Origin of the sequence: Lelliottia jeotgali, assembly GCF_016771845.1 — a bacterium.
GTDB classification, from domain to species: Bacteria; Pseudomonadota; Gammaproteobacteria; order Enterobacterales; family Enterobacteriaceae; genus Enterobacter; species Enterobacter jeotgali.
The window spans coordinates 73,494-93,945 of sequence record NZ_JAENMQ010000005.1; the positions used below are offsets into that span (position 1 = coordinate 73,494).

A 20,452-nucleotide genomic window follows, 5' to 3' on the forward strand; every position below is an offset into this window, starting at 1 on the left:
GATGAATAAACAGACTCCGCCACGATTCAGACGCTCGACCCTCAGTTTGCTCATTCTGGGAATGCTGCTGCCGGTTTCAGCGTCCTGGGCCGATGACGAGATCCAGTTCAACACCGATGTGCTGGATACTCAGGATAAGGACAACATCGACCTCAGCCATTTTTCGCGTCGCGGCTACGTGATGCCAGGCGACTACACCTTCACCATTATGGTGAACAAGGAAAGCCTGAAAGAAGAGCAAATCGTCGTTTATCCGGTCGGTGAAAATGGCCAGGACAGCCTGATCTGCCTCTCTCCTGAACTGGTTTCACGCCTGACGCTGAAAGCCAGCACTATGCGGGATTTACGTTGGCTTCGTGACGGTCAGTGTCTGGATAAAGCCAGCCTCGAGGGGCTGGAGATGCGCGTCGATCTGGCAAAAGATACCCTCTATCTGGCGATCCCGCAGGCCTACCTCGAATTCACCGCCCCGAACTGGGACCCGCCGTCGCGCTGGGATGAGGGGATTCCTGGGGTGATTGCCGACTACAACCTCAACGTGCAGACCCAGCACGCGGTCAATTCGTCCGACAGCCAGAGCCTCAGCGGAACCGGCGTGTTCGGAGCGAATCTGGGGCCGTGGCGCGCTCGCGCCGACTGGCAGACCAACTGGGACAAACGCAACGGCAATACCGACAAAGATTTCAGCTTTAGCCGCTACTACCTCTATCGCGCCATCCCGTCGCTAAAAGCCAAGCTGACCGTGGGCGAGGACTACCTGAGCTCGGACATTTTCGACACTTTCCGCTTTAGCGGCGTCAGTCTGAACTCGGATCTCAGCATGCTTCCGCCGAGCCTGCGCGGCTACGCCCCGGAAGTGACGGGCATCGCCCGCTCCGGCGGGAAAGTGACCATCAGCCAGCAGGGGCGCGTGCTGTACGAAACCCAGGTGGCGGCGGGGCCGTTTCGCATTCAGGAGCTGAATGACGCGGTCTCCGGCACCCTGGACGTGCGCGTGGATGAGCTGGACGGCAGCGTGCAGACCTTTCAGGTGACGACGGCGTCGGTGCCTTATCTGACGCGTCCCGGTGCGGTGCGCTACAAGCTTGCGGCGGGTAAACCCTCCGAGTGGGAGCACAGCATGACCGGGCCGCTGTTTACCTCCGGAGAAGCCTCCTGGGGGATCGCCAACGGCTGGACGCTGTACGGCGGCACGGTTATCGGCGGGGACTACAACGCCCTGTCGATGGGGATTGGGCGTGACCTCTATCTGCTGGGCGCCGTGGCGGCGGATATCACCCAGTCGCGCGCCTCGCTCCCGTCTGACGGCACGCTCTCCGGCACCTCTTATCGGGTCAGCTACTCCAAAACTTTCGACGAATACGACAGCCAGGTGACCTTCGCGGGGTACCGCTTCTCCGAGCGCGACTTTATGAGCATGTCGGAATATCTCGACGCGCGCTACGGCAGCGGGGCGTCCCACAGCCCGAAAGAGAAATACACGCTCTCTTTCAACAAGCGCTTTCGCGAGCTGGGGCTGAGCACCTATCTGAACTACAGCCATCAGACCTACTGGAACAGCGCCGACAACGATCGCCTGACGCTTTCGATGTCGCGTTACCTCGATGTCGGGCCGTTCAAAAACATGAGCCTCTCCCTGTCGGTGTATCGCAGCGAGTACTACTCCCTGAAGGACGACGGGGCGTATGTGTCGATTTCACTGCCGATTGGCAACGGCACCTCCCTGAGCTACGGCGCGACCATCAACCGCACGGATAACACCCATCGCGTCAGCTATTACGGTCGTCTGGATGAGCACAACAGCTTCCAGGTGAGCAGCGGACTGTCGCGCAGCGGGCCAACGGGCTACGGCTACTACACCTGGCAGGGCGACAGCACCCAGGTGCAGGCCAACGCCAGCTATCAGGCCGGTAGCTACAGCGCCCTGGGGATGACCCTCAACGGCGGTCTGACCATGACCACGGAAGGCGGGGCGGCGCATCGCTCCAATGCGCGCGGCGGGAGCCGGGTGCTGGTCGATACCGCAGGCGTCAGCGGTGTGCCGGTGAAAGGCTTTGGCGCATCGGTCAAAACCAACCGCTTCGGCAAGGCGGTGATTGCCGATGTGAACAGCTACTACCGCAACCCGATCCGCATCGACGTCGACAAACTGGACGAGAACGCCGACGTCACCCGCTCCGTTTCTCAGGCCACGCTTACCGAAGGGGCCATCGGCTACCGCCAGTTTGACGTGATCGCCGGGGGCAAAGCGATGGCGTTTATCCGTAAAGCCGACGGCAGTTTCCCGCCGTTTGGCGCCTCCGTCGTGAATGACAAAAATCAGGAAACCGGCGTCGTGAACGACGAAGGGAGCGTCTGGCTGAGCGGCATCCAGGCCAATGGAACAATGACCGTGAAATGGGACGGCAAAGCCCGCTGCGTGGTGAACCTGCCACCTGTCCTTCCGCAGGTACTGGATAACCTGCTTTTAACCTGTGCGCCGGAATGAACCGGCCCGAATAAGAGATGAGCTTTGAGATGACGAATGTACGATTGCATGCCCTGGCGGGCATCGCGCTGGCGTTTAGCGCTGTTGCGCACCAGGCCAACGCCGCCGTGGCGCTGGACCGTACCCGGGTGATTTTCGACGGCGCGGCGAAATCCGTCAGCCTGCGGATCACCAACGAAAACAAAACCCTGCCGTATCTGGCGCAGGGCTGGGTGGAAGATCCTCAGGGCAAGAAGATCACCGATCCGCTGGTGTTGCTCCCGCCGGTTCAGCGCATCGAGCCGGGCGAGCAGAGCCAGATCAAGGTGCAATCCACCGCCGCGATCCAGCGTCTGCCGCAGGACCGGGAGTCGCTATTCTACTTCAACCTGCGCGAGATCCCGCCGAAAAGCACCAAACCAAACACCCTGCAGCTGGCGCTCCAGACGCGCATCAAGCTGTTCTATCGCCCGTCGGCCCTCGAAGTGAAGCGCACGGATTACGCCACGCCGTTCCAGGAACAGCTGACCCTGACGCGCGAAGGGGACAAGTACCGCATCACCAATCCGACGCCATATTACATCTCGCTGGTGAATGCGTCGTCGACGCTGACCGGCAAAGCCGCGGCCGGATTTAAGCCGGTGATGGTCGAACCGAAAGGGCAGCTGGTTCTCGCGCCTGCCGCATCGGCACTGGGCGGTTCGCCGGTCCTGACCTATGTGAACGACTTTGGTGGACGAGCGAAGCTGGTCTTTAGCTGCGGGGGCAACGCGTGCAAAGCCGTCCCGCAGGAAAAGAAAAAGTAAGCGATTTAGGGAGGGCTGAATGAAATTCAGAGACTGGAAAAACGGGGGCGCGCTGGCGCTGCTGCTCGCCGCAGGACCCGCCGCCGCCGATGACGTGGCGCTGGTGGACGGCGAGTACGGGCTGCTGCAGGTTTATGGCGCATTGACTGAGAGCGCCTGTCGGCTGGCGATGGACTCGGCGTGGCAGGAGATCGACATGGGCACCACCGCCACCGGTGAGCTGAAAAAACCGGGCGACCAGGGCACGCCGGTACGCGTCGCGATCCGCCTGGAAGATTGCCTTCCGTCGCCCGCGACGATTCGCGATGCCTGGAGCGGCGATCTGCTCTGGAGCCGCGATCAGCCCTCCGTCACCGTCAGTTTTGTAGCACCGGGTGAGGTGTTGAATCCGGGCCTGGTAAAAGTTTCCGGGACGAGCGGCGTGGCGCTGCGCCTGACCGATCGCTATCACCGTGATGTGCGTCTGGGAAGCGAAGGGCAGCCGCTGCTGCTCGAGCCGGGCGGCAACACACTTTTCTACTACATCGCGCCGGAACGTACCGCTGCCCCGCTGGTGGCGGGCGCGTGGCATGCGCTGATCCACTTCAGGCTTAACTATGACTAGTTTTTTTCTTCGCCTGCTTTCAGGCACATCTGCGCTCTTGCTGACACCCGTCTGTTTTGCCGCCCTGACGGTGAACGTGACGGGGGTGATCGTGGAAGGGGTCTGCGAGATCAACAACGGCGAGACCATTCACGTGGATTTCGGCAATAACCTGCAGTCGAAGCAGATCGACGGCGAGCATTTTATGCAGAACATCGACTATTCGCTGGCCTGCGAGGATCTGACCTCCAACGATCTGGAGATGCAGTTTGAAGGTACCGCCACCTCGTTCAGCGATGATTATCTCGCTACCGACCGGGAAGGGTTGGGCATCAAGCTGTACATGAACGGCGAGTCGATGCCGCTCAACACCTGGATGCCGTTCACCTGGCCGGAAGTGCCGGTGCTGCAGGCTGCCCCCATGAAAGATGACGCGACCGAGGTGGAAACCGGGGTCTTTACCGCCTCCGCCACGCTGAAAATTCAGTACCAGTAAGGGACACATTCTGATGAAACGATTGCTGTACGCCATTATGTTGCTGGGAGGGCTGGCCTTTAGCCAGGCTGCGTCCGCGTCGATCTGGACCTGGATTGACAGTCTTGCGACCTGCTCAAGCACCGCGATCTATTGCTACGACTACAGCTTTACCCTTGCCGACTGGGATGAGGAAGATTCCACCCCCAACCCCTGCTACGGCTTAACGGCATGCACGATTTTTGTCGGTCACCGGCACAACGCCGCCGGGACGTCTGGCCCGCGTACGCACCGTTCATGGGGGGCGGGTGTCTATCCATTTTTATTGACGGCGGAGACGCTGGGAGACCTCGGCAAAGAGATGAAAGCCATCTTCCCGATGCCTTATTCCTCCACCACGCGCCACAGCGGAAGTACGGTCGCCACCGAAGAGTGCGTCGGGTTCTTTTATGCCGCCGGAAAAAACCTCGGCAGCAACTCTTCGGAGGTGAACTCGACGACATTTGAGGGCTACCCGCTCATGCCCGGCAGTATTTGCGGTGCAGCCCCTGCGCCGAGCGGCTCCTGTGATTTCGACCAGGACGTGCTGACCCTCGATCACGGCACGCTGAGTCGCAAGGAGCTGGAAGGGCATGAAGCCAGCGAAAATGTGAGCATCAGCTGCACGACTTCGCAAACGCTGAAACTCTACATCTACTCCGCCGACAAAGTGGAACTGCGCGACGACGGCAGTCTCTATTCTGAACTCTATATGAACGGCAATGTGCTAGGGACGTCGGGCTTTACCCTGGATGTTGAAGCCCAGGATAACGTGGTTGTGAAGTCGGTACTGCGTACCAATGGCACGCCGGAAGCGGGTGAGTTTTCGGGCTCAACGATTATGCTGATCACGGTGGAATAATGAAAAATCCTGAATCGTCTTTAAGCAGTGTCGATCTCTACTGCGCCCTGATGATGGGAGAGATCGTTCCCTATTATCAACCGGTGATTGACGCCGGAACGCAATCGCTGTTCGGGCTGGAAGTGCTGATGCGCTGGGCGCTGGCTGATGTGGATTCAACCCCCGTCGATCTCATTGCCGCGTTTGAAGAGCAGGGGCTGATGCCAGAAATGACCCAGCATTTGCTGCGCCAGGTGGCCGAAGATATTAATGAACTGGATGCGCTGCTGCCGGACGGATTGCATCTCTCTTTTAACGCCAGCCCGTCACAAATTGAAAAGCCCGGTTTTGTTTTCGATACGCTCTCGTTTCTTGCCGCTCTGCCGCTGGAAAAATATCGCCTGGTGGTGGAAGTGACCGAATCGCAGCCCCTGGCGAATACACCTGAAGTGGCAGGAACGATTCTGAAATTACAGCTGGCGGATGTTGCTGTCTATTTTGATGATTTTGGCACCGGCTGTGCAAACCTGAATTGCATTGAGCAATTTAATGTCGATGGATTAAAAATCGACCGTTTATTTGTCGAGGGATTATCATCAGGCGCGCGTTCCGCGTCGATTATTTCTCTGATTGCCGGGCTGGCCCAATCGCAAAAAATGGATGTCATCGCTGAAGGCGTTGAAACAGCGTGCCAGTCTCAGGCACTTTGTGAAATGGGAATTCAGATCCAACAGGGTTATCTATTTTCAAATGCACTAAGTAAAACGCAATTACAACAATACCTTGCGGCCTGAATTGAATATTACCATCGGAAGAATGTGGTTTATTAGTTTGGTTAATTTCCTGGCGTTTTGTCACCCTTATTCATATACGCTAAAATGGTCATTGGCATTATCGCCATAAAAAGTGTGGATTAATATTGGAGCTGGTGACAGTGCTATGCATTTTATAATAAACAAAAAGGTCTCTTTCAAAGTGGCGGAGAGGACGATTTCGGATGATAAAGATCAGCATTTGCTTTCCAATCCGGCGTGTCGGCTTTTACTGGTCCTTCTGGAGAATAATAATAAGCTCATGACGCGAGAGGATCTCTTGCAGAAGGTGTGGGGAGATTTTGGATTGACGCCCTCGAGCAATAGCCTGAACAATAATGTCAGCATATTGCGTAAGATTTTTTCAGAGTTCGGCATCCACGATGTGCTGAAAACTATCCCCAAACAGGGATTTGTATTGATGCTTGACGATCTGCAATTTAATGAGAAATCCAGAGACTATATGGTGATGCAAGCCATTTCTCAGCCAGATAAGGAGCCGGGTGTCAATAAGAGCTGGCTGATAGGCGCTGGCGCAACCCTGATGATGATTATTGCCGTCGTGGTCGCGCTGTATCTCAATTTTTTTTCTAAGCGCGAAGAGGTCATTTTTTATAAACAAGTGAATGCATGCAAAATATACTATTTCAATAACGTCAATGTGAATCGTGTCGAACGCTATTTCGCGGAAGGTAAAGGCGAGAGGTTATTACAGAAATGCGCGACCCCACATAATATCTATTACGATGACAGTAAGCTCCATGAAAAAACGGACCTTCTTGAAATCATTGTCGCAAAATGCACGCTGGATGAGAAAGGGGCTCTGGGTGAATGTAAAAACTACATCACGACTAAAGGTGATTAGTCTTGTTGCGGCGCTAATTATTTTGTTTGTGGCAGCGCTGCTCTACGTACCGAAGAGCAAAAGCGATCTCGATTGTACCGCCGATATCCATCTTACGATGGACAGTAACGAGGAAAAACTGGATGCCAGAATTCATCTCGTGGTTCATTTTGTCCCGGATGCCCGCAGCTATATTACCGAGTATGGAGTGGTGAATTACGGTGATAAACGCTATATCGTCGATCGCTATGTGCGGCTACGATATTCCGACGACAGTAACCACGCCTTTGTCGAATTCCAGCGCGAAGGAATTGATAAAAACAGTGGAGAAACCTTGCCTGAATTCCTGTCACAAAAACTGACCTCGGCACAAAAAGTGTTTTTCTTTAAAGTTAGGGAATTACACAACGAAATCTGGAGTATTAGCGATTTACGGCGAACCGTATTGGTATGCGCTAAAACTGAATAACGCAGTGTCTCTTAGTTTTCATTGATAATTGCCTGTCCTGGCCCTGTGAATATCAAGGGCCAGCGTTCTCCTGTGCCTTTTTCTGAATGATTTAAGCTTGATGGTGTAATCGAATGTCTTCAATGGTTTTAATAACAAAAGATAACTATTTGTACGATGGAATAAAGCAATTCCTGCCGGTTCGTCATTTGCAGGAGATTATTTATTCAAAAGAACATTCTAGCGAATGTTTAGTGTTAATAGATAGCCGGGTTTCTCTACGTTATCTCGAAGATGTCTATTCATGGTTATCCGCTCTGTTCGATAAAACCAAAGCGCTGGTCCTGAAAATGGAGAGCGAAACCTGTCAGATATCACCGATGCAAAGACGACATAACGCTGTCGACATGAAATCCCCCGGTGAACAGATTGCCTGCGACATTTTGAACGAGCTTGAAACGTTTTCTGCCGATAAATGGCAGCGGAAAATTTATGTTGAAATCAATGAGCGAGAGACGACGTTAATCAGGAGCTTACTGGCGGATATAGACGTTGAGGAGATCTCCGAACGGTTGTGTTGCTCCTATAAACAGGTCTATAAATTACGCGACAAAATGTGCCAGAGATTAAATGCTAAAAATTTCTATACGGTTTGCCTGTATGTGTTTCGCCACGATCTGCTTAACCGGCAATACCTTCTGCCTGTCACCTGGCTGCGCGGATGAATCGGGTTATCTGTTTTTTCACTTTGCTTTGCATTTCTTTATCTAAAAACTGTTTGGAATGACAGATTCTTTTTTATTCCTTTATCAAAATTCCGGTGCCAGAAATACTGCTCCCATAACAATGAGAGGGGAGCAGACACTATGGCAATTTCATCGCGTATTACCTTACTCGGCGCTCTGGCGCTGTGGGCATTTCAGGCGCAGGCGGTCGATGTGACCGTCGCGTATCAAACCTCCGCTGAACCGGCGAAAGTCGCGCAGGCGGACAACACCTTTGCCAAAGAGAGCGGGGCAAAAGTTGACTGGCGTAAGTTCGACAGCGGCGCGAGCATCGTGCGGGCGTTAGCGTCTGGCGACGTGCAAATCGGCAATCTCGGCTCAAGCCCTCTGGCCGTTGCCGCCAGCCAGCAGGTGCCGATTGAAGTGTTCCTTCTCGCCTCACAGCTCGGGAACTCCGAAGCGCTGGTGGTGAAGAAAAACATCACCAAACCTGAAGATCTGATCGGCAAGCGCATCGCGGTGCCGTTTATCTCAACCACCCACTACAGCCTGCTGGCGGCCCTGAAACACTGGGGCATCAAACCCGGTCAGGTGCAGATTCTGAACCTGCAGCCACCGGCGATTATCGCCGCCTGGCAGCGCGGCGATATTGATGGAGCCTACGTCTGGGCCCCGGCAGTAAACGAACTGGAAAAAGATGGCACCGTGCTGACCGACTCGGAAAAAGTGGGTCAGTGGGGTGCGCCGACGCTGGATGTGTGGGTGGTTCGCAAGGACTTCGCCGAGAAGCATCCTGAGGTGGTGAAAGCCTTCGCCAAAAGCGCCATCGATGCCCAACAGCCGTATATCGAAAATCCGGACCAATGGCTGAAACAGCCGGCGAATCTGGAAAAACTCTCGCGCCTGAGTGGCGTTCCTGAATCAGATGTTCCGGGGCTGGTGAAAGGCAATACCTACCTGACCCCTGCGCAACAGGTGCAGCAGCTTTCAGGCCCGGTGAATAAAGCGATTGTCGATACCGCCGGGTTCCTGAAAGAGCAGGGCAAAGTGCCTGCGGTGGCGGCGGATTACAGCCAGTTCGTGACCGATCGTTTTGTGAAGTAACCGGAGGCCGTGATGCTGCAAATTACAAACCTGTCCGCCAGCTACGGCGGGAAGCCCGCGCTGGATGATATCAATCTGACGCTGGATAGCGGTGAGCTGCTGGTGGTGCTTGGGCCATCCGGCTGCGGGAAAACCACACTGCTTAATCTGATCGCCGGGTTTGTTCCGTATCAGCACGGCACCATTCACCTGGAAGGAAAACGGGTGGAAGGCCCCGGCGCTGAGCGCGGCGTGGTCTTCCAGAGCGAAGGATTACTGCCCTGGCGCAACGTGCAGGAGAACGTGGCTTTCGGTCTGCAACTGGCGGGTATTGAGCGCGCGCAGCGCCTGGAAACGGCACGCCAGATGTTGAAAAAAGTCGGGCTTGAAGGGGCGGAAAAGCGCTTCATCTGGCAGCTTTCCGGCGGGCAGCGTCAGCGAGTGGGTATTGCTCGAGCGCTGGCGGCGAATCCGCAGCTGTTGCTGTTGGACGAGCCTTTTGGCGCACTCGATGCCTTTACCCGTGAACAGATGCAAACCCTGCTCCTGCGCCTGTGGCACGAGACCGGCAAGCAGGTGCTGCTGATTACCCATGACATCGAAGAAGCGGTGTTTATGGCGACCGAACTGGTGCTGCTTTCTCCGGGGCCGGGCCGGGTGCTGGAACGTCTGCCGCTGGACTTTGCCCGTCGCTTTGTCGCGGGAGAGCCGGTGCGCAGCATCAAATCCGATCCGCAGTTTATCGCTCAACGCGAATACGTGCTGAGCCGTGTGTTTGAGCAGCGGGAGGCGTTCTCATGAGCATCGTCTTTAGCGAAAAACGGGCCGGAAAACGCTTCACCTTCCGCTGGCCATTTTCCCGTCAGATCACGCTGAGCGCAGGCACGTTGCTGGTGCTGCTGGCGATCTGGTGGGTCGTCGCGGCGCAGCAGTGGGTCAGCCCGCTGTTTCTGCCAGGTCCTGGGCTGGTGCTGACGAAACTGATCTCCATCGCCGGGCCGCAGGGCTTTATGGATGCGACTTTATGGCAGCATCTGGCGGCGAGCCTGGGACGCATTCTGGTGGCGCTGCTGGCGGCGGTGATTATCGGCATCCCGGTAGGGATTGCGATGGGACTCAGCCCGACGGTGCGTGGGATCCTCGATCCGCTGATTGAGCTGTATCGACCAGTACCGCCGCTGGCCTATCTGCCGCTGATGGTTATCTGGTTTGGGATAGGCGAGACCTCGAAGATCCTGCTGATCTATCTGGCGATTTTTGCCCCTGTCGCCATGTCGGCCCTGGCTGGGGTGAAGAGTGCGCAGCAGGTACGGATCCGCGCGGCGCAGTCGCTGGGAGCCAGCCGCGCGCAGGTGCTGTGGTTTGTTATTTTACCCGGCGCGCTGCCGGAGATTTTAACCGGTTTGCGCATTGGTTTAGGCGTGGGTTGGTCAACCCTGGTGGCGGCAGAGCTGATTGCCGCCACGCGAGGGCTTGGCTTTATGGTGCAGTCGGCAGGCGAGTTTCTGGCGACAGATGTGGTGCTGGCAGGGATCGCGGTGATCGCCGTGATTGCCTTTAGTTTAGAACTGGGGCTGCGTGCGTTACAGCGCCGCCTGACGCCCTGGCATGGAGAAATACAATGAGTGAACGTCTGACCATTACCCCGCTGGGACCGTACATTGGCGCGCAGATTTCTGGCCTCGACGTGACGCGTCCGCTGAGTGATAACCAGTTCGAGCAGCTGTATCATGCGGTGCTGCGCCATCAGGTGGTGTTTTTACGCGAGCAGGCGGTGACGCCGCAGCAGCAACGCGCTCTGGCGCTGCGTTTTGGCGACTTACATATTCACCCGGTCTATCCGCATGCCGAAGGGGTGGAGGAGATTATCGTGCTGGATACCCATAACGATAATCCGCCGGATAACGATAACTGGCACACCGACGTGACCTTTATCGAGACGCCGCCCGCAGGCGCAATTCTGGCGGCTAAACTGCTGCCGGAAACTGGGGGCGATACCTTGTGGACCAGTGGGATTGCCGCGTACGAAGCGCTGTCGGCCCCGCTTAAGCAGTTGCTGAGCGGTTTGCAGGCGGAGCACGATTTCAAGAAATCGTTCCAGGAATATAAGTACAGCAAAAGCGAAGAAGAGCATCGGCGTTGGCAGGAGGCGGTGGCGAAACACCCGCCGCTGCTGCATCCGGTGGTGCGCACCCATCCGGTGACGGGCAAGCAGGCGTTGTTTGTGAACGAAGGGTTTACCACGCGCATTGTGGATCTGACGGAGAAAGAGAGCGAGGCGCTGTTAGGATTCTTGTTTGCTCATGTGACGAAACCGGAGTTCCAGGTGCGCTGGCGCTGGCAGCAAAACGATCTGGCGATCTGGGATAACCGCGTGACGCAGCATTACGCTAATGCGGATTATCTGCCGCAGCGCCGGATTATGCAGCGGGCGACGATACTGGGGGATAAGCCGTTTTATCGTGCGGCCTGATGCCCTCACCCCGGCCCTCTCCCACAGGGAGAGGGAGAAAACACAAAAAACGGTCATCAGAGATGCCCGTTTTGCTTTTACCTCCGCCATCGGGCGAAAAATCACCGCAAATGTACCTCTATATACCGCTGATACCGGTTCGCTTTGAGATAGCATAAATCCACCAGCACCAGCCCATCCACGCAGTTGTTGAACGCCGGGTCGCTGCCGAAATCGATAAATTGTACGCCGCCCGGTTCACACAGTTCGGAATACTGTTTATAGAGCGGAGGAATGCCGCAGCCCAAATTGCCGAGCAGCGATTTCAATTTTGTCAGATCTTCGACGTAATCCACGCCGCCAAACTGTGCCAGGACATCGGGCAACGATGCCGGATACGGCTGACGCGAGGCGGCCAGAGGATGACTGGCGGGGAACCACAGGCGGTAAAAGGCCACCAGCAGATCCCGCGCGTCGGGAGGCAGCCCGCCGGAAATCGAGACCGGGCCAAACAGATAGCGATATTGCGGATACCGCGCCAGATAGGCCCCAATCCCGGACCATAGATAATCCAGACCCCGACGGCCCCAGTAGCGCGGCTGAATAAAGCTGCGGCCCAGTTCGATGCCATGCTCCAGCACGTCCTGCATGTTGTCGTCGTAATGGAACAGGCTATAGCTGTACAAACCGTCCAGTCCGCGCTGTTCTATCTGCCGGGCGGTCGGCATAAAGCGGTATGCACCGACGATCTCGAGATCCTCTTCGTCCCACAGAATCAGATGCAGATAGTCATCGTCATAACCATCGGTGTCGCGGCGTTTGCCGCTTCCCTCGTCCACCGCGCGAAAGGCGATTTCACGTAAGCGTCCGAGTTCGCGCAGCAATGGTGCGTCTTCTTGCCCGTTGCGCTGCCACAGATAAATCCCTTTACCATCGGCGGTCTTGCCGAGACATTCGGCCTGCGACAGTTCACGTTTCAGCGTGGCCCTGTCTTCCGGGCGGGCAATCGCGCACTGTGTTTTGAACATGCCAGGTAATCCCTTACCAAGACGCATCACGTGCTGGCGACACTGCTCGGCCATGTCACGCGACGAAAGGGGGGCGCTAAACCACTGACTCCAGGCAATCTGCTGGCCGATTTTGATCGGCAAGGTGCTGTGGCGACGACGGAACATCTGTTGCATTAACAGCAGCATTGAGAGCGTCGGTGATACCAGCGTGCTGGCGTAAAACAGCAGGCTGTTATGCGCCTGAATATGGACCGGCAGCAGCGGCACGCGCAGCTTGCTGGCTAATTTGATAAAACCTGAGTGCCACTTTTTATCGCGAATCCCTTTGCGCGTCGGACGTGAGACTTCGCCCGCCGGGAAGAAGATCAGCACACCCGCATTTTGCAGTTGGTTTTCCATCATCACCAACGACGATTTCGCCGTTTTGCCGCCCATATTATCTACCGGAATAAACAGCGAGCTGAGTGGTTCGAGGTGCGTTAGCATCCGGTTGGTGACCACTTTCACATCGCGACGAACGCGGGAGATGGCATACAGCAACGCCAGGCCATCAAGTGTGCCGGTGGGGTGATTAGCGATAATGATCAGCGGGCCGTGTTCGGGGATTTGTTCGAGGTCGTGCGCGGAGGTCGTGCAGAGAATATCCAAATGTTCCAGAACTTGCTCCACCATATCAATTCCTTTCAGGTGGCGGTGTTTTGCTGCGAACTGCTGGAACTCTTGTTCGTAAAACAGCCTTTTTAACAGGCTTTTTTGCCAGGGCGCGGGCCTCGCCTGAGGCCAAAGATCGTCAAGAACGCTATCGAGACTGAACATGCTGGTTTCTCCTGTCGTCTTGCCCAGACAGTAGAAGTGCCAGATGTCGTTTGTATTGCAGTTTGGTGAAGTTTAATGAGGCGGGAACGTAGGCCGGGTAAGGCGAAGCCGCCACCCGGCACAACGGAGAATTAACGCAGGATTTTCTTCTCGGCCAGATCCAGCGCGAAGTAGCTGAAGATCAGATCCGCACCGGCGCGTTTGATTGCGCCCAGGCTTTCGAGGATCACTTTTTCTTCATCAATTGCACCTGCCTGGGCGGCGAATTTGATCATCGCGTATTCACCGCTCACCTGGTAGGCACCCAGCGGCAGCTCGGTACGTTCGCGGATGTCGCGCAGGATATCGAGATACGCCCCGGCAGGTTTCACCATCAGGCAATCTGCGCCCTGGGCTTCATCCAGCAGAGATTCACGGATCGCTTCGCGGCGATTAAGCGGATTCATCTGATAGGTTTTACGATCGCCTTTCAGCGCGGTTCCGGCGGCTTCACGGAACGGGCCGTAGAACGAAGAGGCAAATTTGGTGGAGTAGGACATGATGGCGGTGTCGCTGAAACCTGCCGCGTCCAGCGCCTGGCGTATCGCCTGCACTTGTCCGTCCATCGCTGCCGATGGCGCAATGAAATCAGCTCCGGCTGCGGCGGCAACCACTGCCTGTTTGCCGAGGTTGATCAGGGTGGCGTCGTTATCGACACCGTGGTCGCACAGCACGCCGCAATGGCCGTGAGAAGTGTATTCGCAGAAACAGGTGTCGGACATGACGATCATTTCCGGCACGGTCTCTTTGCAGATGCGGGACATGCGCGCAACAAGACCGTTTTCTTTCAGAGCGTCGCTGCCGGTGGCATCCGTATGGTGCGAGATCCCAAAGGTCATCACTGAGCGGATACCGGCGTTGGCGATGCGTTCAATCTCACGCGCCAGATGCTTTTCCGGAATGCGCATCACGCCCGGCATGGCGTCGATGGCTTTGTAATCATCGATCTCTTCTTCAACGAAAATCGGCAACACCAGATCGTTTAAGCTGAGTGTTGTCTCTTCAAACATAGCGCGTAGCGCAGGGGATTTGCGCAGGCGACGGGGACGTGCAATTAAATCGGTCATGGGATGCCTGATGTCTGGAGAACAATGCAGAGTAGTGTACCTGAAATGACCGCTGGCTGTTTTACGAAAGTGGTCGTTTTGTTACCGGACGTTGTGATTAATGTGCCGTAGAGTGTTGCCAGTTAAGTCATATAAAAGGCGGGATGTTTATTTTCTGGCGAATTGTTTCTTCGTGGTTAATTTATTCATGGTGCTTCTTATTTCCTTTGATGGCATTTTTCTGACGTATTGCATTAGTCATTAATTTGTCATTTAAGATATTATTTACCTTAATTAATTCGCTGTATTTATAATGCGTTGCCATTTTAGGTTTATTTTTGCATGGCGTTTTTTTGTTAATTGTCTGGATACGGACTTAATCGAATCATTCATTGAACCTTTTGGAAGTGACACTGCATAATTCGCTCCGCAATAAATTTTGTTGCACTTGCGTTTTACGGACAAACTTGTTTACGTCCCTGAGGAGGGATGACTCAATGCAAACATGGAAAAAGAAACTCGCTGTATCTCAAATTGCATTAGCGTGCACACTGGCTATCGCTTCTCAGGCTAATGCTAAAGATGTATCCGGTACGACATATAATACTTTTGGTTATGATAATACGGCCACCACACCCTGGTATTATGGCTATGCAGACTGGGGCACTTCGGATGCCACGCATGATGGCGACATTTATCCCGTCATCAATAAATCAACAGTTAATGGTGTTATTTCTACTTACTATCTTGATGATGGTATCAATGGTCGTGCGAATGCTTTAAGCATTTCTAATAGCACCATCAATGGAATGATTACCTCGAAGTGCATGACCACGGAATGCGCCGATGGCACGGATGAAGATGGTACGGCGCATTCGCAATACGACCGATTCAGCCTGACGGTAGATAATTCTACTATCAATGATACTTATGAGCATTATGCTTATGACGTGGTTGATGGCGATAAAACAGAAACGCATTACCTGGACACCTATGGACTGGGTAACGCGATCACACTGGATGAAGAATCCGACATCGTTATCCAGAATAACTCCCACGTCGCCGGTATTACGCTGACGCAGGGTTATCAGCAGGTTGATAATACACCGTATGATGGCATCGAAGGTGTTGCCAATAACAGCCACGTCTTTACCGATACGCTGGTGGTGAAAGATTCGGTGCTGACTTCTGGTGCATACAGCGATCTGGGAACCAACGGTTTCTACGGTCAAAGTGCGAAACCGAGTGACTACGGCGAAACTAACGCCACTGAGGAGGATGATGCGGCGTTAATTGTTACATCAGGCACTCTCTCCGATACTATTGTATCAGGCACTTTCGCAGAACCATCAAACCGCTTTGACAACGCGATGCAGACCACTGCGACGTTTGATCATTCAACCGTCACCGGCGATATTCTGTTCAAGAGTACTTTCGATAATAACTTCTACGAAAACGGCGATCCGCAAACTGATACCACTGACGACGGCATCTATAACCCAACTACCAACGGCTGGGATGGTACCGATAAACTGGATGTCACCTTAACCAACGGCAGCAAGTGGGTGGGGGCAGCACAGTCAAGCGTTGAGGCTATCGGCACCGCACAAATGTACGGCCAGGGTTATACCGACGTAGACTGGACCACTCTCTCCCCGAACAGTATCTGGCCGGATTCGACCTTCGATGCCAATGCCCATGTCGCTGGCGAAGCCGTTTATCAGAGCGGCCTGTTCAATGTGACCCTGGATAATGCTTCTGAGTGGGATACGCGTAAAGTTTCTAATATTGACACGCTGGCGGTAAATAACCAGTCGCAGGTTAACGTTGAAAACTCAGGTCTTCTTGCTGATAGCATCACGCTGACTAATGGTTCTTCGCTGAACATCGGTGACAGTGGTGGCGTAGCAACAGACAGCCTCTATCTGGACAGCTACAGCCGCGCTGGGCTGACCGAAGAGACAGCTGAACTCTATGCCAACACCATCACCGTGGATAACGGTGCTGAGCTGGCATTGGGTCTGGGTCAGGTTGATACACACAGCATGGTGCTGACAGATGGCGGTGTGCTGAATGTCGCCAGCCGTGATTACGTGCTGAACTCTGACCTGAACAACGCTCGCTATGTCACCAACGATAAGAACCTGGCCGATTATGACTATGGCGTGGTTGCGCTGAACTCCGACGGTCACCTGGCGGTGAACGGCGAAGTCGCAGGTAACTACAAAGTGCGTATCGACAACGCAACAGGCGCAGGTTCGGTTGCTGATTATAAAGGCAATGAAGTCATTCGCGTTTATGACAACGATGCCGGTACACAGGCCACCTTCACCGCAGCCAACAAAGCCGATCTGGGCGCTTATACCTATAAAGCGCAGCAGCAGGGCGACACCGTGGTTCTGCATCAGGAAGAGCTGACTGACTACGCCAATATGGCGTTGAGCATTCCGTCTGCCAACACCAATATCTGGAACCTGGAGCAGGATGCCGTTGGCACCCGTCTGACCAACGGTCGTCATGGCCTGGCAGATAAAGGTGGCGCCTGGGTGAGCTACTTCGGTGGCAACTTCGACGGTGATAACGGCGAAATCAATTACGATTAGGATGTTAACGGCGTGATGGTCGGTCTGGATACGCAGATTGACGGTAACAACGCTAAATGGATCCTCGGTGGTGCGGCAGGCTTCGCAAAAGGCGACGTGAGCGATCACTCTGGTCAGGTTGATCAGGATAGCCAGACGGCGATGATCTACTCATCCGCATATTTTGCTAACGATGTCTTTGTCGATGGTTCCCTGAGCTACACCCGCTTTAACAACGATCTGTCCGCCACCATGAGCAATGGCCAGTATGTAGACGGTAACACCACGTCTGACGCCTGGGGCTTTGGTCTGAAACTGGGTTATGACTGGAAACCAAATACTTCTGGCTACGTCACACCGTACGCTGCTGTATCAGGTCTGTTCCAGTCTGGCGACGATTACCAGCTCAGCAACGACATGCGCATGGATGGTCAGTCATACGACAGCATGCGTTATGAAACGGGTATTGATGCAGGTTACACCTTCAACTACGGTGGCGATCAGGCCCTGACTCCGCACTTCACGCTGGCATATGTTTATGACGACTCCAGCAACGATGCAGATGTCAACGGTGACAGCATCGACAATGGTGTGAAAGGTTCTGCTGTTCGCGTAGGCCTTGGCACTCAGTTCAGCTTCACCAAAAACTTCAGCACTTATACGGAAGCTAACTATCTCGGTGGCGGTGATGTTGACCAAAACTGGGGAGCAAATCTGGGCGTGAAATATACCTGGTAATGCCTGAATTGCGGGGAGAGTGTTCTCCCCGCTTTTTAAAACTATAACGATAAAAATGAAACAGAACCGATAAGTACGGATAGCTTGAGGTCTGAATGAATCCGGATGCGAAACCCCTTTGTGAATTTAAACGGCTCGAACAATGCCTGAAAGCCGAAAGTACACCCTTTAAAGCCTCTGCACAGCAAATTATTTACCACGAATGTTTTGAGAAAGAGCATCACACCTTTGTAATACAAACAGGAATAGTTGAAATTCACCGTCAGTCAGATGACCTGCTTATTGGCATCGTCACAACGCCTTTCATCTTAGGTCTGACGGCAGGGATGATGGAAAATCAGCAGAAATATACGATGGTAGCGCAAGCAAACAGCACCGGTTTTTATCTTCCGGCTGCCACTGCGCGTCAGCTTATTCAAAACTCTTATCTTTGGCAGGACGCATTTTGTTGGCTTTCCTGGATCAACAGAATATTAGCCCGACGTGATATGCAATTAGTTGGCAATAATTCATACAGCCAGATTCGCGCAATGCTAATGGATATGGCTGAATGGGATGAAACACTGCGCTCAAAAATTGGCGTCATGAATCATATTCAGCGAAGTACACGTATTTCACGTTCTGTTGTCGCGGAAGTTCTGTCTGCATTACGTCAGGGAAATTATATTAATATGAACAGGGGCAAACTGGTCAGTATCAACCGTTTGCCCGCTGAATACTAAATCGGTCAGGACGCGGGAACAACCTGAGCTTTATTTCCGCTCAATTCGGTGACCAAATTATTGATCCCATCACTCATATTGATAAAACGGGTGTTTGGCGAACGGGTCACGACCACAAAGGCCCCCACATTCGATTGCGGGATCATCGCCATATAGGTGATGAATCCCCCACCACCGCCTGTTTTCTGAATGATACCCGGTCGTCCATCTTTGGGAGCCATATAGACCCAGCCCATGCCGAGTGCATCAGCTTTCCCAGGAACATCCATTCCAATGACGCGATGAAGTTGACTGCGTTTATAAATCAGGGTCTGCATACGATCAGCCTGATTGCTACGCGCATAGAAATCTGACGAGAGGAACTGCTGCATCCAGCGCATCATGTCGCCTGGCGTGGAGTAGACGCCTCCGCTGCCAATAGCCGCGAGCGTGTTATTACACGGACTGGCCCCTTTCTCCGCGACCATCAATCGTTTGCACTGATCGGGTGATGGCGTAAAGGTGGTGTCTTTCATTCCCAGTGGCCGCGTAATTTGCTCTTCAAACAGCTGGGTGTATGGTTTTCCTGAGGCTGTCGCCAGCGCATCGGCCAGCAGATCAAACGCAAGGTTGGAATAGGCAGCCTGAGCACCTGGCGCCGTTTTCAGCGTCGCAGTTGTCAGGTAGTTCCAGCGCTGCTCACGCGTCGGCCAGACGAAAACAGGACGATGCGCCGCTCCTCCCGGCTGCTCACGCGGCAGGGCACTGGTATGTGTTGCCAGATTCACCAGACTAATGGGTGTCCCCTGATAAGACGGAACCCGTGAACCCGGTGGTGCGTATTTGCTTAATGGATCGTTGAGTTTCACCACACCTTGATCGAGCAGCTTCACCAGCATTTCGCTGGTCATCAGTTTGGTCAAAGACGCAATACGGATAACCGAATCTAGCTGTGGGTGGACATTGCTGCCTGGACGCGTTTCACCAAAACTGCGAAATACGCGCTGATTACCATCAATAACAACCAGCGCCATCCCCGTAGCGCCGCTGCCGTAGTAAATAAGATTGGCGTAGCGATCGGCAATATCGGAAGCGAAAGCGGGTGCTGTCAGCGGCTGGGCAGCCTGAACAGTGGATATGCTCACCGCACACAGCGCGGCGAAAGAAAGCAGACAACGTTTCAACGAAAAGCATCCATGAAGTGAATGAGGAAGTAATGCGTATTTATACTACTAAACGACGCGGTGCAATGGGCCGAATTGCATAACGATAGCGGGAAAAACGTAACCACGGGTAAATAAGAACAATTTCGTTGCAATCTGTCTCCTGTTTTGTGACATCGGGCTTATGATAGGACTTGCGAATCAATTTTTCGGAGGCGGTGATGTCGGGTAAAAAAGTGGTTATGGTGGTCGATATGCAGCAGGGGGTATTTGCCACGCCGCGTATTCAGCGCGAGAAATGCGTTTCACGAATCAATCAGCTCACGCGCGGCGCTGACACAGTCATTTTCATTCAGCATACCGAGGCGGGTGGACTGGAAGAGGGGAGTGATGGCTTTACATTACTGCCCGAACTGCATCAGCCTGCGGGGGCGTTTTATGTCACAAAAACCGCCTGCGATGCGTTCTATCACACCTCGCTCAACGCGTTATTAACGCAATTGAATACTCAACATTTTGTTATCTGTGGCTGTGCGACCGATTACTGCGTCGATACCACTCTTAAAAATGGCGTCAGTCGGGGATATCACATCACCGTCGCAGAAGATGCGCACACCACCGCGGATCGCCCGGCGGCAGAGGCTCAGGTGCTGATTAACCACTATAACGAGGTCTGGCGAACCCTCACCGCGCCGGACAACCCACCAACGGTGAAACTCACCGAAACAATTCTCGCAGAGTGGCAGGCGAACTAACCTATAAACCACGGGTCTATTTTTTCG

Annotated in this window: 18 protein-coding genes and 1 pseudogene; 16 read left to right on the plus strand and 3 right to left on the minus strand. The window is 54.1% G+C overall.

Annotated features, from left to right (window positions below; translation table 11 throughout):
- The first annotated feature begins 1 nt into the window (after nt 1).
- The 13 genes from JBO43_RS12205 to tauD all read left to right on the plus strand — a co-directional run bounded on the left by JBO43_RS12205 (nt 2) and on the right by tauD (nt 11,596).
- Nucleotides 2-2,488, plus strand: a complete 2,487-nt coding sequence (locus JBO43_RS12205; RefSeq protein WP_202674412.1) for an outer membrane usher protein — start codon at nt 2-4, stop codon at nt 2,486-2,488.
- 29 nt (nt 2,489-2,517) lie between these two features.
- Nucleotides 2,518-3,273, plus strand: a complete 756-nt coding sequence (locus JBO43_RS12210) for a fimbria/pilus periplasmic chaperone (RefSeq protein ID WP_202674413.1) — start codon at nt 2,518-2,520, stop codon at nt 3,271-3,273.
- Nucleotides 3,274-3,292: 19 nt separating this feature from the next.
- Nucleotides 3,293-3,877: a fimbrial protein gene (locus tag JBO43_RS12215; protein WP_103947657.1), complete on the plus strand. Its 585-nt coding sequence runs from the start codon at nt 3,293-3,295 to the stop codon at nt 3,875-3,877.
- Nucleotides 3,870-4,352 carry a fimbrial protein gene (locus JBO43_RS12220; protein WP_103947656.1) on the plus strand — a complete coding sequence of 161 codons (483 nt, stop codon included), beginning with the start codon at nt 3,870-3,872 and terminating at the stop codon, nt 4,350-4,352. Before JBO43_RS12215 ends, JBO43_RS12220 begins: the two co-directional genes overlap by 8 nt.
- A 13-nt stretch (nt 4,353-4,365) precedes the next feature.
- Nucleotides 4,366-5,232: an MrpH family fimbial adhesin gene (locus JBO43_RS12225; protein WP_202674414.1), complete on the plus strand. Its 867-nt coding sequence runs from the start codon at nt 4,366-4,368 to the stop codon at nt 5,230-5,232.
- Nucleotides 5,232-6,005, plus strand: a complete 774-nt coding sequence (locus tag JBO43_RS12230) for an EAL domain-containing protein (protein ID WP_202674415.1) — start codon at nt 5,232-5,234, stop codon at nt 6,003-6,005. Before JBO43_RS12225 ends, JBO43_RS12230 begins: the two co-directional genes overlap by 1 nt.
- 145 nt (nt 6,006-6,150) lie before the next feature.
- Nucleotides 6,151-6,888 carry a winged helix-turn-helix domain-containing protein gene (locus JBO43_RS12235; RefSeq protein ID WP_202674416.1) on the plus strand — a complete coding sequence of 246 codons (738 nt, stop codon included), beginning with the start codon at nt 6,151-6,153 and terminating at the stop codon, nt 6,886-6,888.
- Entirely contained in the window at nt 6,881-7,336 is a 456-nt protein-coding gene (locus JBO43_RS12240; protein WP_331251895.1) for a hypothetical protein, read from the plus strand. The genes JBO43_RS12235 and JBO43_RS12240 overlap by 8 nt, the downstream gene beginning before the upstream one ends.
- A 113-nt stretch (nt 7,337-7,449) precedes the next feature.
- Nucleotides 7,450-8,040, plus strand: a complete 591-nt coding sequence (locus JBO43_RS12245) for a helix-turn-helix domain-containing protein (RefSeq protein ID WP_202674418.1) — start codon at nt 7,450-7,452, stop codon at nt 8,038-8,040.
- Nucleotides 8,041-8,181: 141 nt separating this feature from the next.
- Nucleotides 8,182-9,144, plus strand: coding sequence for a taurine ABC transporter substrate-binding protein (tauA, locus tag JBO43_RS12250; protein WP_202674419.1), 963 nt, complete (start codon nt 8,182-8,184; stop codon nt 9,142-9,144).
- A gap of 12 nt (nt 9,145-9,156) precedes the next feature.
- Nucleotides 9,157-9,924 (plus strand): taurine ABC transporter ATP-binding subunit, encoded by a 768-nt coding sequence (tauB, locus tag JBO43_RS12255; protein WP_095280933.1) that lies wholly within the window; start codon nt 9,157-9,159, stop codon nt 9,922-9,924.
- Nucleotides 9,921-10,748, plus strand: a complete 828-nt coding sequence (gene tauC / locus JBO43_RS12260) for a taurine ABC transporter permease TauC (RefSeq protein ID WP_095280934.1) — start codon at nt 9,921-9,923, stop codon at nt 10,746-10,748. Before tauB ends, tauC begins: the two co-directional genes overlap by 4 nt.
- A complete protein-coding gene (tauD, locus tag JBO43_RS12265; RefSeq protein ID WP_202674420.1) occupies nt 10,745-11,596 on the plus strand; it encodes a taurine dioxygenase in 852 nt (283 codons plus the stop codon). Before tauC ends, tauD begins: the two co-directional genes overlap by 4 nt.
- A gap of 101 nt (nt 11,597-11,697) precedes the next feature.
- Here tauD and JBO43_RS12270 read toward each other — a convergent pair whose 3' ends face one another.
- Complete coding sequence (locus JBO43_RS12270; protein ID WP_095280936.1) at nt 11,698-13,401, minus strand: bifunctional ornithine lipid synthase OlsF; 1,704 nt, start codon at nt 13,399-13,401, stop codon at nt 11,698-11,700.
- 131 nt (nt 13,402-13,532) lie between these two features.
- Nucleotides 13,533-14,507 carry a porphobilinogen synthase gene (hemB, locus tag JBO43_RS12275; RefSeq protein WP_095280937.1) on the minus strand — a complete coding sequence of 325 codons (975 nt, stop codon included), beginning with the start codon at nt 14,505-14,507 and terminating at the stop codon, nt 13,533-13,535.
- A gap of 476 nt (nt 14,508-14,983) precedes the next feature.
- Here hemB and JBO43_RS12280 point away from each other — a divergent pair.
- Nucleotides 14,984-17,806 (plus strand): annotated as a pseudogene (locus JBO43_RS12280) (autotransporter outer membrane beta-barrel domain-containing protein).
- Between the two features lie 95 nt (nt 17,807-17,901).
- Nucleotides 17,902-18,528, plus strand: coding sequence for a helix-turn-helix domain-containing protein (locus tag JBO43_RS12285; protein ID WP_095280938.1), 627 nt, complete (start codon nt 17,902-17,904; stop codon nt 18,526-18,528).
- 5 nt (nt 18,529-18,533) lie between these two features.
- Here JBO43_RS12285 and ampH read toward each other — a convergent pair whose 3' ends face one another.
- Complete coding sequence (gene ampH, locus JBO43_RS12290) at nt 18,534-19,691, minus strand: D-alanyl-D-alanine-carboxypeptidase/endopeptidase AmpH (RefSeq protein ID WP_103947647.1); 1,158 nt, start codon at nt 19,689-19,691, stop codon at nt 18,534-18,536.
- Between the two features lie 200 nt (nt 19,692-19,891).
- On the opposite strand from ampH, the gene JBO43_RS12295 reads away from it, so the two are divergent.
- On the plus strand, nt 19,892-20,425 hold the full coding sequence (locus JBO43_RS12295; protein WP_202674421.1) for an isochorismatase family protein: 534 nt from the start codon (nt 19,892-19,894) through the stop codon (nt 20,423-20,425).
- The last annotated feature ends 27 nt before the right edge of the window (nt 20,426-20,452 follow it).

What these genes read in the sequence shown, in the direction of transcription:
- JBO43_RS12220 (WP_103947656.1), top strand. Translation starts at nt 3,870, where the DNA reads ATGACTAGTTTTTTTCTTCGCCTGCTTTCAGGCACATCTGCGCTCTTG.
- JBO43_RS12205 (WP_202674412.1), top strand. Translation starts at nt 2, where the DNA reads ATGAATAAACAGACTCCGCCACGATTCAGACGCTCGACCCTCAGTTTG.
- JBO43_RS12285 (WP_095280938.1), top strand. Translation starts at nt 17,902, where the DNA reads ATGAATCCGGATGCGAAACCCCTTTGTGAATTTAAACGGCTCGAACAA.
- JBO43_RS12295 (WP_202674421.1), top strand. Translation starts at nt 19,892, where the DNA reads ATGTCGGGTAAAAAAGTGGTTATGGTGGTCGATATGCAGCAGGGGGTA.
- tauC (WP_095280934.1), top strand. Translation starts at nt 9,921, where the DNA reads ATGAGCATCGTCTTTAGCGAAAAACGGGCCGGAAAACGCTTCACCTTC.
- JBO43_RS12230 (WP_202674415.1), top strand. Translation starts at nt 5,232, where the DNA reads ATGAAAAATCCTGAATCGTCTTTAAGCAGTGTCGATCTCTACTGCGCC.
- JBO43_RS12215 (WP_103947657.1), top strand. Translation starts at nt 3,293, where the DNA reads ATGAAATTCAGAGACTGGAAAAACGGGGGCGCGCTGGCGCTGCTGCTC.
- tauB (WP_095280933.1), top strand. Translation starts at nt 9,157, where the DNA reads ATGCTGCAAATTACAAACCTGTCCGCCAGCTACGGCGGGAAGCCCGCG.
- JBO43_RS12225 (WP_202674414.1), top strand. Translation starts at nt 4,366, where the DNA reads ATGAAACGATTGCTGTACGCCATTATGTTGCTGGGAGGGCTGGCCTTT.
- tauA (WP_202674419.1), top strand. Translation starts at nt 8,182, where the DNA reads ATGGCAATTTCATCGCGTATTACCTTACTCGGCGCTCTGGCGCTGTGG.
- tauD (WP_202674420.1), top strand. Translation starts at nt 10,745, where the DNA reads ATGAGTGAACGTCTGACCATTACCCCGCTGGGACCGTACATTGGCGCG.
- JBO43_RS12270 (WP_095280936.1), bottom strand. Translation starts at nt 13,401, where the DNA reads ATGTTCAGTCTCGATAGCGTTCTTGACGATCTTTGGCCTCAGGCGAGG.
- JBO43_RS12235 (WP_202674416.1), top strand. Translation starts at nt 6,151, where the DNA reads ATGCATTTTATAATAAACAAAAAGGTCTCTTTCAAAGTGGCGGAGAGG.
- hemB (WP_095280937.1), bottom strand. Translation starts at nt 14,507, where the DNA reads ATGACCGATTTAATTGCACGTCCCCGTCGCCTGCGCAAATCCCCTGCG.
- JBO43_RS12210 (WP_202674413.1), top strand. Translation starts at nt 2,518, where the DNA reads ATGACGAATGTACGATTGCATGCCCTGGCGGGCATCGCGCTGGCGTTT.
- JBO43_RS12245 (WP_202674418.1), top strand. Translation starts at nt 7,450, where the DNA reads ATGTCTTCAATGGTTTTAATAACAAAAGATAACTATTTGTACGATGGA.